This window comes from Burkholderia sp. 9779_493 (genome assembly GCF_015712215.1).
Lineage (GTDB): Bacteria > Pseudomonadota > Gammaproteobacteria > Burkholderiales > Burkholderiaceae > Burkholderia > Burkholderia cenocepacia.
On record NZ_JACCQA010000027.1, the window covers coordinates 40,623 to 53,291 of the forward strand.

Annotated in this window: 11 protein-coding genes; 1 reads left to right on the top strand and 10 read right to left on the bottom strand. The window is 68.5% G+C overall.

All coding sequences use genetic code 11. The features are described from left to right. Positions 1-68: 68 nt before the first annotated feature. Positions 69-953 carry a transcriptional regulator GcvA gene (locus H0X95_RS25065; RefSeq protein ID WP_006483074.1) on the top strand — a complete coding sequence of 295 codons (885 nt, stop codon included), beginning with the start codon at positions 69-71 and terminating at the stop codon, positions 951-953. Positions 954-1,016: 63 nt separating this feature from the next. Here H0X95_RS25065 and H0X95_RS25070 read toward each other — a convergent pair whose 3' ends face one another. The 10 genes from H0X95_RS25070 to flgE form a co-directional block, all read right to left on the bottom strand. Next, positions 1,017-2,324: a solute carrier family 23 protein gene (locus tag H0X95_RS25070; RefSeq protein ID WP_034201255.1), complete on the bottom strand. Its 1,308-nt coding sequence runs from the start codon at positions 2,322-2,324 to the stop codon at positions 1,017-1,019. A gap of 278 nt (positions 2,325-2,602) precedes the next feature. Continuing rightward, complete coding sequence (gene flgL, locus H0X95_RS25075; protein WP_006495499.1) at positions 2,603-3,838, bottom strand: flagellar hook-associated protein FlgL; 1,236 nt, start codon at positions 3,836-3,838, stop codon at positions 2,603-2,605. A 17-nt stretch (positions 3,839-3,855) separates the two neighbouring features. Next, positions 3,856-5,787: a flagellar hook-associated protein FlgK gene (gene flgK / locus H0X95_RS25080; RefSeq protein WP_059720867.1), complete on the bottom strand. Its 1,932-nt coding sequence runs from the start codon at positions 5,785-5,787 to the stop codon at positions 3,856-3,858. 180 nt (positions 5,788-5,967) lie between these two features. Beyond that, a complete protein-coding gene (locus H0X95_RS25085) occupies positions 5,968-6,723 on the bottom strand; it encodes a flagellar brake protein (RefSeq protein ID WP_006477567.1) in 756 nt (251 codons plus the stop codon). Positions 6,724-6,943: 220 nt separating this feature from the next. Further along, positions 6,944-7,921 (bottom strand): flagellar assembly peptidoglycan hydrolase FlgJ, encoded by a 978-nt coding sequence (gene flgJ, locus H0X95_RS25090; RefSeq protein WP_059720866.1) that lies wholly within the window; start codon positions 7,919-7,921, stop codon positions 6,944-6,946. Then, on the bottom strand, positions 7,922-9,106 hold the full coding sequence (locus H0X95_RS25095) for a flagellar basal body P-ring protein FlgI (RefSeq protein ID WP_034195648.1): 1,185 nt from the start codon (positions 9,104-9,106) through the stop codon (positions 7,922-7,924). A gap of 5 nt (positions 9,107-9,111) precedes the next feature. Beyond that, the gene (gene flgH, locus H0X95_RS25100; protein WP_006495504.1) at positions 9,112-9,801 is read right to left on the bottom strand and encodes a flagellar basal body L-ring protein FlgH; all 690 of its coding nucleotides are present in this window, start codon (positions 9,799-9,801) and stop codon (positions 9,112-9,114) included. 20 nt (positions 9,802-9,821) lie between these two features. Next, a complete protein-coding gene (gene flgG / locus H0X95_RS25105; RefSeq protein ID WP_006485706.1) occupies positions 9,822-10,610 on the bottom strand; it encodes a flagellar basal-body rod protein FlgG in 789 nt (262 codons plus the stop codon). A gap of 34 nt (positions 10,611-10,644) precedes the next feature. Then, complete coding sequence (gene flgF, locus H0X95_RS25110; RefSeq protein ID WP_006485699.1) at positions 10,645-11,403, bottom strand: flagellar basal-body rod protein FlgF; 759 nt, start codon at positions 11,401-11,403, stop codon at positions 10,645-10,647. Positions 11,404-11,422: 19 nt separating this feature from the next. Further along, positions 11,423-12,664: a flagellar hook protein FlgE gene (gene flgE / locus H0X95_RS25115; RefSeq protein WP_006485700.1), complete on the bottom strand. Its 1,242-nt coding sequence runs from the start codon at positions 12,662-12,664 to the stop codon at positions 11,423-11,425. Between the last annotated feature and the right edge of the window lie 5 nt (positions 12,665-12,669).

Below are 12,669 nucleotides of genomic sequence, written 5' to 3' on the forward strand. Positions count from 1 at the left end.
GTTACCGCCGTTCAGGATGCCGGCAAAACGATTTTATCGGCGCGCCCTTGTGATCTAGAATCACAAGCATGGCACGCGATCTCCCGCCCTTTTCCGCGCTTCGGGCCTTTGAAGCCGCGGCACGACATGAAAGCTTCAGCGCCGCCGGCGACGAGCTGCATGTGACTCACGGTGCCATCAGCCGGCAGATCGCCGGGTTCGAGGCGTGGCTCGGCAAGCCGGTGTTCCACCGCTACGGCAAGCGCGTGAAGCTCACCGACGAAGGCCGCCGCTACCTGGACACCGTGCGCGCGGCGTTCGACAGCATCGCGCTCGCCACCGAGCAGTTGCGCCACACCGGCGCGGCACGCGTGCTGCGCATCAACGCGCTGCCGACCTTCGCGATGAAATGGCTGCTGCCGCGCCTGTCGCGGTTCCAGCGCGACGTGCCGAACGTCGAGCTGAAGCTGTCGACGTCGAACGCGCCGCTCGACACGCTGAACGGCTTCGACGTCGCGATCCGCCGCGGCCCCGGCCACTGGCCGAACTGCACGAGCGGCCACTTCCTCGACGAAAGCGTGATTCCGGTGTGCAGCCCGGCGCTGCTCAAGCGCGCGCCGATCACGCGCGCGGACGATCTCGCGCGGCACGTGCTGCTGCATTCGGATACGCGGCCGGAAGGCTGGCGCGACTGGTTCGCGGCGGCCGGCGTCGCGATGAAGGGCCGCAAGCGGCAGTCGTTCGACCACTTCTACCTGGCGCTGCAGGCGGCCGTCGACGGGCTCGGCGTCGCGCTCGGCCCGTTGCCGCTGATCGACGACGAGCTCGCGAGCGGGCGCCTGGTGATGCCGCTCGACGGGCCGCGCATCGCGACGCGCAGCTACTGGTGGATCGCGCCGGGCGCGCCGGCCGACGATCCGCTCGTCGCGCAGTTCTGCGGGTGGCTGCAGGGACAGTCGAATACCGGCGCATAACGCGCACGCGCCGCCGGGATCGACAGGACGGCGGCGGGCGGCATGGCACCGCCCGCGCCCGAATCAGACCACCGGGCCCGGTTCCTTTTCCTTGCGCAGGATCGCGTACAGGATGATCGCGCCGAACGTCGCGGTGCCGATCCCGCCGAGCCCGAAGCCGCCGATCTTCAGCGAGAAGTCGCCGGCGCCGAGCACGAGCGTGACGGCCGCGACGATCAGGTTGCGGTTGTCGGAGAAGTCGACCTTGTTGACGACCCAGATCCGCGCGCCCGTCACCGCGATCAGCCCGAACACCACGATCGACACGCCGCCGAGCACGGGGCCCGGGATCGTCTGGATCACCGCGCCGAACTTCGGCGAGAAGCCGAGGCCGATCGCGATCAGCGCGGCGAGCGCGAACACCAGCGTCGAATAGATCCGCGTGACGGCCATCACGCCGATGTTCTCCGCGTAGGTGGTGACGCCCGTGCCGCCGACGCTGCCCGACACGATCGTCGCGAGCCCGTCGCCGATGAACGCCCGACCGACGTAGCGGTCGAGGTTGGTGCCCGTCATCGCGCTGACGGCCTTGATGTGGCCGAGGTTCTCCGCGACCAGGATCACCGCGATCGGCGCGAGCATCAGCATCGCGTGCGGATCGAACACCGGCGCGCGGAAGCTCGGCACGCCGAACCACGCCGCATGCGCGACGATCGCGAAATCGATCGGCTTGCCGAGGCCCATCCCGTTGGTCGCGATCGCGTAGATCACGTACGCGATCACGAGCCCGACCAGGATCAGCAGGCGCTGCATCATTCCGCGCGCGAACACCGCGACGCCGCCGACGCACAGCACCGTGACGAGCGCCATCACCGATTCGAAGGTGGAGCCCGACACGCCCTTGACCGCGATCGGCGCGAGGTTCAGCCCGATCACCGCGACCACCGCGCCGGTCACGACGGGCGGCATCAGCGTCTCGATCCAGCGCGTGCCGATCGCCTGCACCAGCGCGCCGAGCGCGACGTACACGACGCCGCACGCGACGATCCCGCCGAGCGCGACCGGAATGTTCGGGTTCGGGCCGCTGCCGCCGTAGCCCGTCACCGCGATCACGAGACCGATGAACGCGAAGCTCGAGCCGAGATAGCTCGGCACGCGGCCGCCGACCAGCACGAAGAACAGCAGCGTGCCGATGCCCGACATGAAGATGCACAGGTTCGGGTCGAAGCCCATCAGCAGCGGCGCGAGCACGGTCGAGCCGAACATCGCGACGACGTGCTGCACGCCCATCGCGACCATCTGCGGCCACGCGAGGCGCTCGTCGGGACCGACCACGCGCGAGCTCGCGCCGGTCGGCTGGACCCGCCAGCGCGGGAAATAGGAATCGGACATGGGGAAAGCGCTCCTGTCGGTCGTCGGTCGCCGGCTGCCAGGGATGCGCCGGTCTGGAATCTGGCGCGAGTTTACGGAGCGGAAATGGGGCTGGCAAGCGAACCGGTACGCGGCGTCGGCGGGCGGAACAGCGAGGTGCGGGGCGGCAGGCCGCGCGCGAGAACCGGTGCGCGACCGCGCGGGCCGGCGACGTGCCCGCCCGCGCACGATGCGCGTGCGGCGGCGAGCGCCGGCCGTGAAGTAAGCGTGCGCTCACATCGCGGCCGGCACGTCATGCATCAGGGGTTGATGTACTGGAACAGCGACAGGTTCTGCAACTGCGCGTAAGCCTTCTGCGAGCCCGTCAGCGCGTTCTGCATCTGCAGGAACTGGCTGATCGTCGCGACCATGTTGGTGCTCGTGAGGTCGGCCAGGTTGCTGCTGACCTGCAGCGTGTTGGTCTGGTTCACGGCCTGCATCGCCTTGATTTCCTGCTCGCGGCCGCCGACCGACGCCTGTACCGTGAGCACGTTCGTCATCATGTTGTTCAGCTTCGTCGTGCCGGTGGTCATCGCGTTCGCGAGCGCGGTCGCGGCGGTCGTGTTGCTGCTGATCGGCACCTTCAGCGCGGCGATCATCGTGTCGAGCGCCGCGAACACGTCGGTGCCGGCCTGCGGCGCGGGCGTGACCGTGAACGTGTCGCCCGGCGCCGGCTTGCCCGACACGGGCACCGACAGGCCGTTGCCGAGCGCGATCCCGGCGCCGTCCGAATACGGTTGCGCGGGGGTCGTGGTCGGCGGCACGACGGTGTTGTCGGTCACCGTGTAGGTCGGCGCGGCGGCCGTGCCGCCGAACGCGATCGTGAACTGGTGCGCGTTGGACGCGGCCGACGGGCTCGTGATCGTCACGCCGCCGATCGTGCCGGTGCCGGTGTTACCGGTGCCGGCGAGCGGCACCGGCTGGCTGCCGAGCATCGGCACCGACAGGAACACGTTCGCGCCGTTGTCGCCCTGCGCGATCGAGCGCGTGTCGGCGATCTGCACCTCGCGCGAGCCGGTGTCGCCGCTGTAGGTCACGCCGCCGCCCGGCGCGTTCGAGAACGGCGCGGTGGCCGTCTTGAAGCCGGCGAACAGGTAGTTGCCCGCGCCGTCCGTCGAGTTCGCGAGCGTCAGCAGCTGGTCGCGATAGCCCTGCAGCTGCGTCGACAGTGCCGAACGATCGCTGTCCGACAGCGAGCCGTCGCCGGCCTGGATCACGACCGTGTGGATGCTGTTCAGCAGGTTGTTGACGCTGATGAGCGTCTGGTCTTCCTTCTGCAGCGACGACAGCGCGGCGTTCTGGTTCGCCGCGTACTGCGACAGCGTCGCCGACGTCATCGACAACTGCACGGCCTGCGCCGCGCCGAGCGGGTTGTCGGCCGGCGTCGCGAGGCTCACGCCGCTCGAGATCTGCTGGTACAGCTGCGAGAGCTGCGCCTGCTGGTCGCTCATCTGGGCGACGTTCATCTGGTAGAACTGCGCAGTGGAAATCCGCATCGCTTCGAACCCCGAAATCAGTTGAACAGGCCCAGCACGGTCTGGAACAGCGTCGACGCGGTCTGGATCACCTTCGCGTTCGCCTGGTAGAGCTGCTGGTACTGCATCAGGTTGGCCGCTTCCTCGTTCTGGTTCACGCCCGACACCGACTGCTGCGCCTGCGTGATCTGGCCGACCAGCGCGGTCTGCGCGGCGCTCGACGACTTCAGCTGGCTCGCCGTGTTGCCGATGCCGTTCACGTAGTTCGCGTACGCGCCCGTCAGCGTGGTCGAGCCGTTGCCGAACGCCTTCGAGTTGACGAGCTTCGACAGCGCGAGCGCGTTGCTGCCGTCGTTCGTGCCGCCCGTGTTCGGCGCGACCTTGAACGTGTCGCCGGCCGCCGGCGTGCCCGACACCGTCACCGTGACACCCGCCGTCAGCGTGATCGGCGAGCCCGACTGGTACGGCTGCGCGGCGCTGGTCGTCGGCGGCACGGCCGTGTTGTCGGTGACCGTGTAGGTCGGCGCGGCCGCGGTGCCGCCCATCGTGATCGTGTAGTTGTGCGCGTTGGCCGCGGCCGTCGCGCTCGTGACGGACAGCCCGCCGATCGTGCCGTTGCCGGTGTTGCTCGTCGTGGCCGACGGCACGTACGGCGCGGCCGCCGCGATCGCGGAGCCGTTCGACGTCGCGAGGCCGAAGCCGTTCAGCGCGCCGCGCGTCGGCTGCACGGTGAACTTGTCGCCGGCGCTCATCGAGCCGGACGAGAACGAGAAGTTCAGCCCGCCGATCGAGGCCGGCATCGACGTCGACGTCCCCACCACCGTGCCGGTCGCACGGTCGGTCAGCGTGTAATTCGTGCCGTCGTACGCGAGCGTGTAATCGCTGGTGGTCGGCTGCGCGGCGTTCGCGAACGACACGGACAGCGTCGCGTTGCCGGTATTGCCCTGGTTCGCGTAGGTGATCGGCGCGCCGGTCGAAAACAGGTTGCCGCCGATCTTGCCCGACAGGTCGATGCCGAGCGCGTTCTGCGCGTTGACCTGCGCGGCGAAGCTGGTCGCGATCGCGCCGAGCTGGGCCTGGGCCGGGTCGAGCGTCTGGCTGCGGAACGCGAGCAGGCCGCCGAGCGTGCCGCCCGACAGCGACGCGTCGGACAGGAACTGGTTCGGCCCCTGCGGGTTCGCGCCGGCGATGCCCTGCGACACGACGGTCAGCTCGCTCGGATCGGACGGCGACGTGACGGTCGCGAGCTGGTAGCTCTTGTCCGCGACGACGAGCGGCGTGCCGCCCGACATGAACACGCTGTAGCCGTCGCTGTTGCGCACGACCTGCACGCCCGCGAGATTCGACAGGTTCGACACCGCGAGGTCGCGCTGGTCCATCAGTTGGTTCGGCGGCTGGCCCTGGCTGCTCGCCGCGGCGATCTGCTGGTTCAGTTGCGCGATCTGCGCGGTGTACGCATTGATCTGCGTGACGGTGCTCGTGAGCTGCGTGTTCACGCTCTGGCGCAGCGCGTCGTACTGCTGGCCGGCCGCGGTGATCTGGTTCGCGAGCGTCTGCGCATTGCTCATCGCGGTCTGCCGCACCGACGAATCGGACGCGCTGTTCGCGACGTTCTGCATCCCGGTGAAGTAGCTCGTGATCGCGGTCGAGATGCCGGCCGTCGGGCTGCCGATGTAGTTGTTCAGCTGCGTGACGAGCGAGTACCACGTCGAGAGCGCGCCGCCCTGCGTCTGCGCGCCGTTCAGCTGGTCGCTCAGGTACTGGCTGTACTGCCGCTGCACGGTGACGGTGTTCACGCCCTGGGGCATGTAGCCGCTGCTGGTGTACTGCCCGCTTGCCTCCGCATAGACGGGGCGTTCGACCGAATAGCCCGGCGTCGCGGCGTTGCTGATGTTCTGGCCGGTCGTCGTGAGGCCCCAGAGCGCGGCATTCAGGCCGCTGACGCCGAGGTTCATGAGTGTGTTGGACATGCGCGATCCTGATGAGCCGGCCGCACTGCGGCCGCCGGGTTGCGTGACTCCCGGTATAACGGCCGCGGATCGAAAAAATTGAGGAAAAAATGCACGTGCGACGCACGGGCGTGCGTCGCCGGTCGAAGCGGCCGGCGGGGGCGCCGGCGTTGCCGCGCGGGCGGCCCCGCCAGGTGCGCGTCAGGCCCGCGCGAGCGAGCGGCGCTTCATTTCGAGCTGCGTGATCAGCCGCTGCAGCGTGTTCTCCGCACTGCCCGGCAGCGACATGTAGCGAAAGCCGAGCTGGTAGCGCCGCGACCCGTTCGGCATCTGGGTCGAACGCTGCGACACCAGTTGCAGGTCGAGCGACAGCTTGCCGTGGCCGGTCAGCTCGAGTTCGACGTCCGGCAGCAGCGTGCCGACCTCGAGCGCCTCGACGCGCTCGTCGGCCGTGCGCAGCCCCACGCCGCCGAGCGACAGGTTGTGCACCTCGAACAGGAAGCTTTCGCCGTCCGGCAGCTTGCCGCGGCACAGGAACGGATCGACGATCGGCGCGTCGACGCGGAAATATTCGCGGCGCTGGATGCAGACCAGCACGTCGGGGAAATCGGCGACGAACGCGGGCAGCCCCTCGTAGCGCGTCTCGCGCGGCGTGCCCGTGGTGAATTCGACGCGCACGCCCTCCGGCGAGGCCGCGAACGTGCAGTGCGACGCGCCGAGGATGCCGGCGTTCTGCTCGGACAGCGCGCCCCAGTCGAACGTGAACGTCCGCGCGCCGACGTCGACCTCGAGCAGGCGCGTGACGAGCTGGCCGCCCGGATACTGGACGGTCAGGAAATCGCCGCGATTCACCAGGTTGCGCAGCTGCACGCCGATTTCCAGCGGATTGCGGCGGGCATAGTCGGGCCCGGAGTGGCCTGCATCCAGGCTGGGGTCCGTCGACGTTTCGATATTCATGGCTAGCCGGTCTTTCTTGTCATGGGCGCCCGGGGCAACCGGTGCGCAATAAAACCGGGCCAGAACGGGGGCCCGGTCGCAGGTCTCTCACACTTAGCGGCAGTGCTGACCGAAAGTTTAGATCGAAACGGCGATTTTTTTCGCGCAAACGTTGAAACCGCGCGCGGCGGGGTGCCGGGCGCGGTCCGAAGGGGGGACAAATCGGTGGCGGGCGGGCCCGTCAGCCGATCTGCTGCATGATCGAGATCAGCTTCTTCGCGTAATTCGGGTCGGTTGCGTAGCCGGCCTTCTGCATGCCGTGCGCGAAGCCCTCGACGCTGCGGCTCGCGCTCAGCACGCCCGCATAGCGCGGATTGTTCTTCAGCAGGTTCGCGTAGTCGGTCATCGCGTGCTCGTACGAGTCGTACGCGCGGAATTTCGCGACCACGCGGCGCGGCGTGCCGTTCACGTATTCGGTGGTCAGCGCCGACACGGTGCGCCCGGTCCAGCCCTTGTTCGCCTTGATGCCGAACACGTTGTAGCTGGTCGAGCCGTCCGCCGCGCGGATCTCGCGCTTGCCCCAGCCGGATTCGAGCGCGGCCTGGCCGACGATGAACCGCGCCGGGATGCCGGTCGTCGCACTGGCCGCCTGCGCGGGGCCCGCGAGCCGGTCGACGAACGCGTCCGCGTCCTGCACGCCGCTCGCGCCCTTCAGCGGCGGCGTCAGCGCGCTGCCGGCCGAGTAGCCGCGCGCGCCGGCGAGCGCGCCGTTGTTCGCCGCGTTCGCATAGGCCTTCGCCATCGCGTTCATCGCGGCGAGGCTGCCTTCGTCGCCGGCCGTGCCGAGGCCGCCGATGCCGCCCGCGCCGACGTCGGCCGCCGTGTCGCTGCCCGCGCCGACGCCCGCGTTGCGCAGCAACTGCTTCATCAGCGCGTCGGCGACGCCGATCCCGCGCGTCGACATCTGCTGCGCGAGCTGCTGGTCGAGCATCGACGTGTACATCTTCGACGTATGCGAATCGAACAGCCCGCCGTCCGGCGACGCGTCGCGCATGCTCTTGAGCATCATCTGCGTGAACATCGCGTCGAACTGGCCGGCCACCGCCTTCGCGCCGGCCTGCGGCGACTGCTTCGCCTGCGCGCGCAGCGCATCGAAACCCTGCACGTCGAGCGCGAAGCGCTGCGTCAGGTCGTTTGCGTTCGGAAGGTTCGCCGCCATTTAGATGATCTCCAGATCCGCACGCAGCGCGCCGGCCGCCTTCATCGCCTGCAGGATCGACATCAGGTCCGCGGGCGTCGCGCCGAGCGTGTTCAGCGCCTTCACGACGTCGGCGAGATTCGCGCCGGCCGTCACCATCTTCAATGCACCGTTGTCCTGCTTCAGCTGGATCTGCGACTGCTGCGCGACCACCGTCTGCCCGTTCGAGAACGGCCCCGGCTGCGACACCACCGGCTGCGTGTTGACGACCACCGACAGGTTGCCGTGCGCGACCGCGCAGCTCTGCAGCGTGACCATCTGGTTCATCACGATCGAGCCGGTGCGCGCGTTCAGGATCACCTTCGCCGCGGCCTTGTCCGGGCTCACGTCGAGGTTCTGCAGCCGCGCCATGAACGCGACCTGCTGCGCGGAATCGGCCGGCGCCGCGAGCTGGATCGTGCGGCCGTCGAGCGCCGTCGCGGTGCCCGGGCCGAAGCTCGAGTTGACCGCGGACACGATGCGCTGCGCGGTGCCGTAGTCCATGTCGTTCAGTTGCAGCTGCAGCACGCCGTTCATCTGCGCGATCGCGTTCGGCACCGCGCGCTCGACGATCGCGCCGCCGACGATCCGGCCGGCCGCGAGCTGGTTCACCTGCACGCGGCTGCCGTTCGCGCTGGCGCCCGCGCCGCCGACCGCCATGTTGCCCTGCGCGAGCGCGTACACCTGCCCGTCCGCGCCCTTCAGCGGCGTGAGCAGCAGCGTGCCGCCGCGCAGGCTCTTCGCGTTGCCGAGCGACGATACGGTCACGTCGAGCGCCTCGCCGGGCCGGGCGAACGGCGGCAGCGTGGCCGTCACCATCACGGCCGCGACGTTCTTCAGCTGCATGTTGTTCAGCGACGACGGGCCGCCGTTGGCCGAACCGTTGTTGATCGAGATGCCGAGGTTCGCGAGCATGTTCGCGAGCGTCTGCGTCGTGAACGGCGTCTGCATCGTCTGGTCGCCCGTGCCGTCGAGGCCGACGACGAGGCCATAGCCGATCAGCGGGTTGTCGCGCACGCCCTGGATCTGCGCGAGATCCTTCAGGCGTTCCGCGTGCGCGGGCGCGGCACCGAGCACGCAGGCGGCCGCCACGGCCGCGAACGCGACGGCGAGCCGCGCGGCCGCATGCGCGCGGGCCGACAGGCGGTGGAACAGGGTCGTCTGCATCGTCATCACCACGGCGCGATGTTGAGGAAGAAGCGCTGCAGCCAGCCCATCGTCTCGGCTTCGTTGATGTAGCCCTTCGACGAGTATTCGATCTTCGCGTCGGCGACCTGCGTCGAGTAGACGGAGTTCGCGCCCGAGATCGTGTTCGGGTTGACGACCCCCGAGAAACGCACGAATTCGTTGCCCTGGTTGATCAGCATCTGCTTCTCGCCGCTGACCACGAGGTTGCCGTTCGGCAGCACGTTGGTGACGGTCACCGTGATCGTGCCGTTGAACGTGTTCGCCGCGCTCGCGCCGCCGGTCGCCGCGAACTTGTTCGCACCGGTCGCCGACAGGTTCGCCTTCGCGAACAGCCCGCCGAGGAAGCCGGCGGTCGGCACGTTGAAGTCGGTGTTGCCCTGCCGGTTGGTGTTCGCGCCGGACGACTTGGTCGCGTTGATGTTCTCCGCGATCATGATCGTCAGGATGTCGCCGATGTTGCGCGGCCGCTGATCCTCGAACAGCGGCCGCCCCGCGAAGCCGGGGTTGTAGATCGAGCCGGGCGCCTGCATCGACATCGGCATCGGCGGCTGCGCCGTCATCGGCTGCTGGATGATCGGATCGCGCGGGATCTGCGCGCAACCGGCGAGCGCCGCCACCGCGACCGCGCACGCGGCGCGGACGGTGGCTGACGAGGGGAGGCGAACCTGCTTCATGGCGACGGCGGGACTTCCGGTTAGCTCTTCATCTGCGTGACGGTCTGCAGCATCTGGTCGGACGTCGTCACGGCCTTGCTGTTGATCTCGTAGGCACGCTGCGTCTGGATCATGTTGACGAGTTCCTGCACGACGTTCACGTTCGACGCCTCGACGTAGCCCTGGTTGAGCACGCCCGCGCCGTTCAGCCCCGGCTGCGACACGTTCGGCGCGCCCGACGACGTCGTTTCCGCGAACAGGTTCTCGCCCTTCGCCTCGAGGCCGGCCGGGTTGATGAAGGTCGCGATCTGCAGCGAACCGATCTGGACCGCGTTGCTCGAGCCCGGCTGCGTGACCGACACGACGCCGTCCTTGCCGATCGTCAGCGACTGCGCGTTCTGCGGCACGGTGATCGCCGGCAGCACCTGGTAGCCGCTCGACGTGACGAGCTGGCCCTGCGCGTTGGTCTGGAACGAGCCGTCGCGCGTGTACGCGTTGGTGCCGTCCGGCATCAGCACCTGGAAGAAGCCCGCGCCGTTGATCGCGACGTCCTTCGAGTTGCCGGTCTGCGTGAGGCCGCCCTGCGTGTACAGGCGCTCGGTCGCGACCTGCTGCACGCCGGTGCCGAGCTGCAGGCCCGACGGCAGCTCGGTCTGCTGCGTCGAGTTCGCGCCGGGCTGGCGGATGGTCTGGTACAGCAGATCCTCGAACACCGCGCGCGACGCCTTGAAGCCGTTCGTGCTGGTGTTCGCGAGGTTGTTCGAAATCACGTCCATCTGCGCCTGCTGCGCATTCATGCCGGTGGCGGCGATGTAGAGCGAACGATTCACTTGTCTGGTCTCCTGCTTAGGCTGGCGCGGGCGCTCAGCTGAAATTGAGCAACTGGTTCGCCGTCTGCTCGTTCTGGTCGGCCGTCTGGATCAGCTTCGACTGCAGCTGGAACGCCCGCGCGTTGTCGATCATCGCGACCATCGCGGTCACCGGGTTCACGTTGCTGCCTTCGAGAGAATTCGGCGTGACGACCACGTTCGGGTCGACGTCGGCCGGATTGCCGTCGGCGGTGCGGAACAGCCCGTCGTTGCCGCGCGTGAGCGTGGCCGGATCGGGATTGACGAGCTTCATCTGGTCGACGATCGCGACGGCCGTCGGCGGGTCGCCCGGCATCAGCGCGGACACCGTGCCGTCCTTGCCGATCGTCACTTCCGCGTTCGGCGGCACCGAGATCGGGCCGCCGTTGCCGATCACCGGCAGGTTGCTCGCGTTGACGAGCTGGCCGTTCTCGTCGACATGCAGGTTGCCGGCGCGCGTGTACGCCTCGCTGCCGTCGGCCGTCTGCACCGACAGCCAGCCCGGGCCCTGCACGGCGACGTCGAGCGGATTACCGGTGCGCGTGATCGGACCCGGCGCGTAGTCGGCGCCGGGCGTCGACGACAGCACGTAGGTGCGCGTCGTCGTCGGATCGATCTTGCTGCCGTCGCCGAAATTCATCGGCACCGCGCGATACGTCGCGAGTTGCGCGCGAAAGCCCGTCGTCGATGCGTTCGCGAGGTTGTTCGCGACCACCGCCTGCTGGTCGAGCGACTGCGACGCGCCCGTCATCGCCGTATAGATCAGTCGGTCCATGGCTGCCGGTTATCCGCGCTTACAGGTTGATGAGCGTCTGGTCGACGGTCTGCTGCGTCTTGATCGTCTGCGCGTTCGCCTGGTAGTTGCGCTGCGCGGTGATCAGGTTGACGAGCTGCGACGTGAGGTCGACGTTCGAGTTCTCGAGCGCGCTGCCCTGCAGCGTGCCGTGGTTCGTGCTGCCTGGCGCGGAGACCTGCGGCACGCCCGACGCGGCGGATTCCGCATACTGGTTGCCGCCGAGGTTCACCAGCCCGTTCGGGTTGTTGAAGTTCGCGAGCGCGATCAGGCCGAGCACGGCGGTCTGGCCGTTCGAGTAGTTGCCGGTCAGCTTGCCGTCGGCGCCGATCGAGTAGGTCGTCAGCGTGCCGCTCGCGTAGCCGTCCTGCGCGAGGTTGTTCACGCCGTCCTTGCCGCCGTACTGCGTCGTGCCGGTCAGGTCGAGCGTGAGCTTCTGCGGCGTCGCCGAGCCGTCGGTGTTCGGCACGGTGAACTGGAACTGGCCGAGCGACGCGGTCGGCGTGGCCGGCGTGCCGGTCGTCGTGCTCTGGATCGCGCCCGACGTATCGAACGTGATCGTGCCGAGATCGGTCGTCGCGCCGCCCTGCACGCCCGCGTACGCTTCCCACGTGCCGGCCGCCGACTTCACGAAGTACATGTTGACCGCCTGCGAGCCGCCGAGCGAGTCGTACACCTGGATCGACGTCGTGTAGTTGTACGTCGTGTTGTCGGTCGCGCTGAACGGCGTCTTGGTCGGCACCGTGTCCTGCGAGTTCAGGTTGAACTGGCCGGTGATCTTGGTCGTCGCGGTCGGCGCGATGTTGGTGGTCGGCGCCTGCAGCGGCACGGTCTGCGCGGTATTGATCACGCCGCCCGCGTTGGCCGCGTAGCCCATCAGGTTACGGCCCTGCGAGTCGACGATGAAGCCGTTCTTGTCGCGCTGGAACGTGCCGTCGCGCGAGTACGTCGTCACGCCGTTGTTCGACATCTGGAAGAAGCCGTTGCCGTTGATCGCGACGTCGAGCGACGAGTTCGTCGTATTGATCGTGCCCTGGCCGAACTGCTGCTGCACCGAGTTCAGCGACGTGCCGATGCCGATCTGCGTGTTGACCGACGTCGCGACCGAGTTCGCGTACATGTCGGCGAATTGCGCGGTGCTCGACTTGAAGCCGACCGTGTTCGCGTTCGCGATGTTGTTGCCGATCACGTCGAGCGCGTTCGATGCGCCGGCGAGGCCGCTCAGACCCTGTTGATAACCCATTTCGG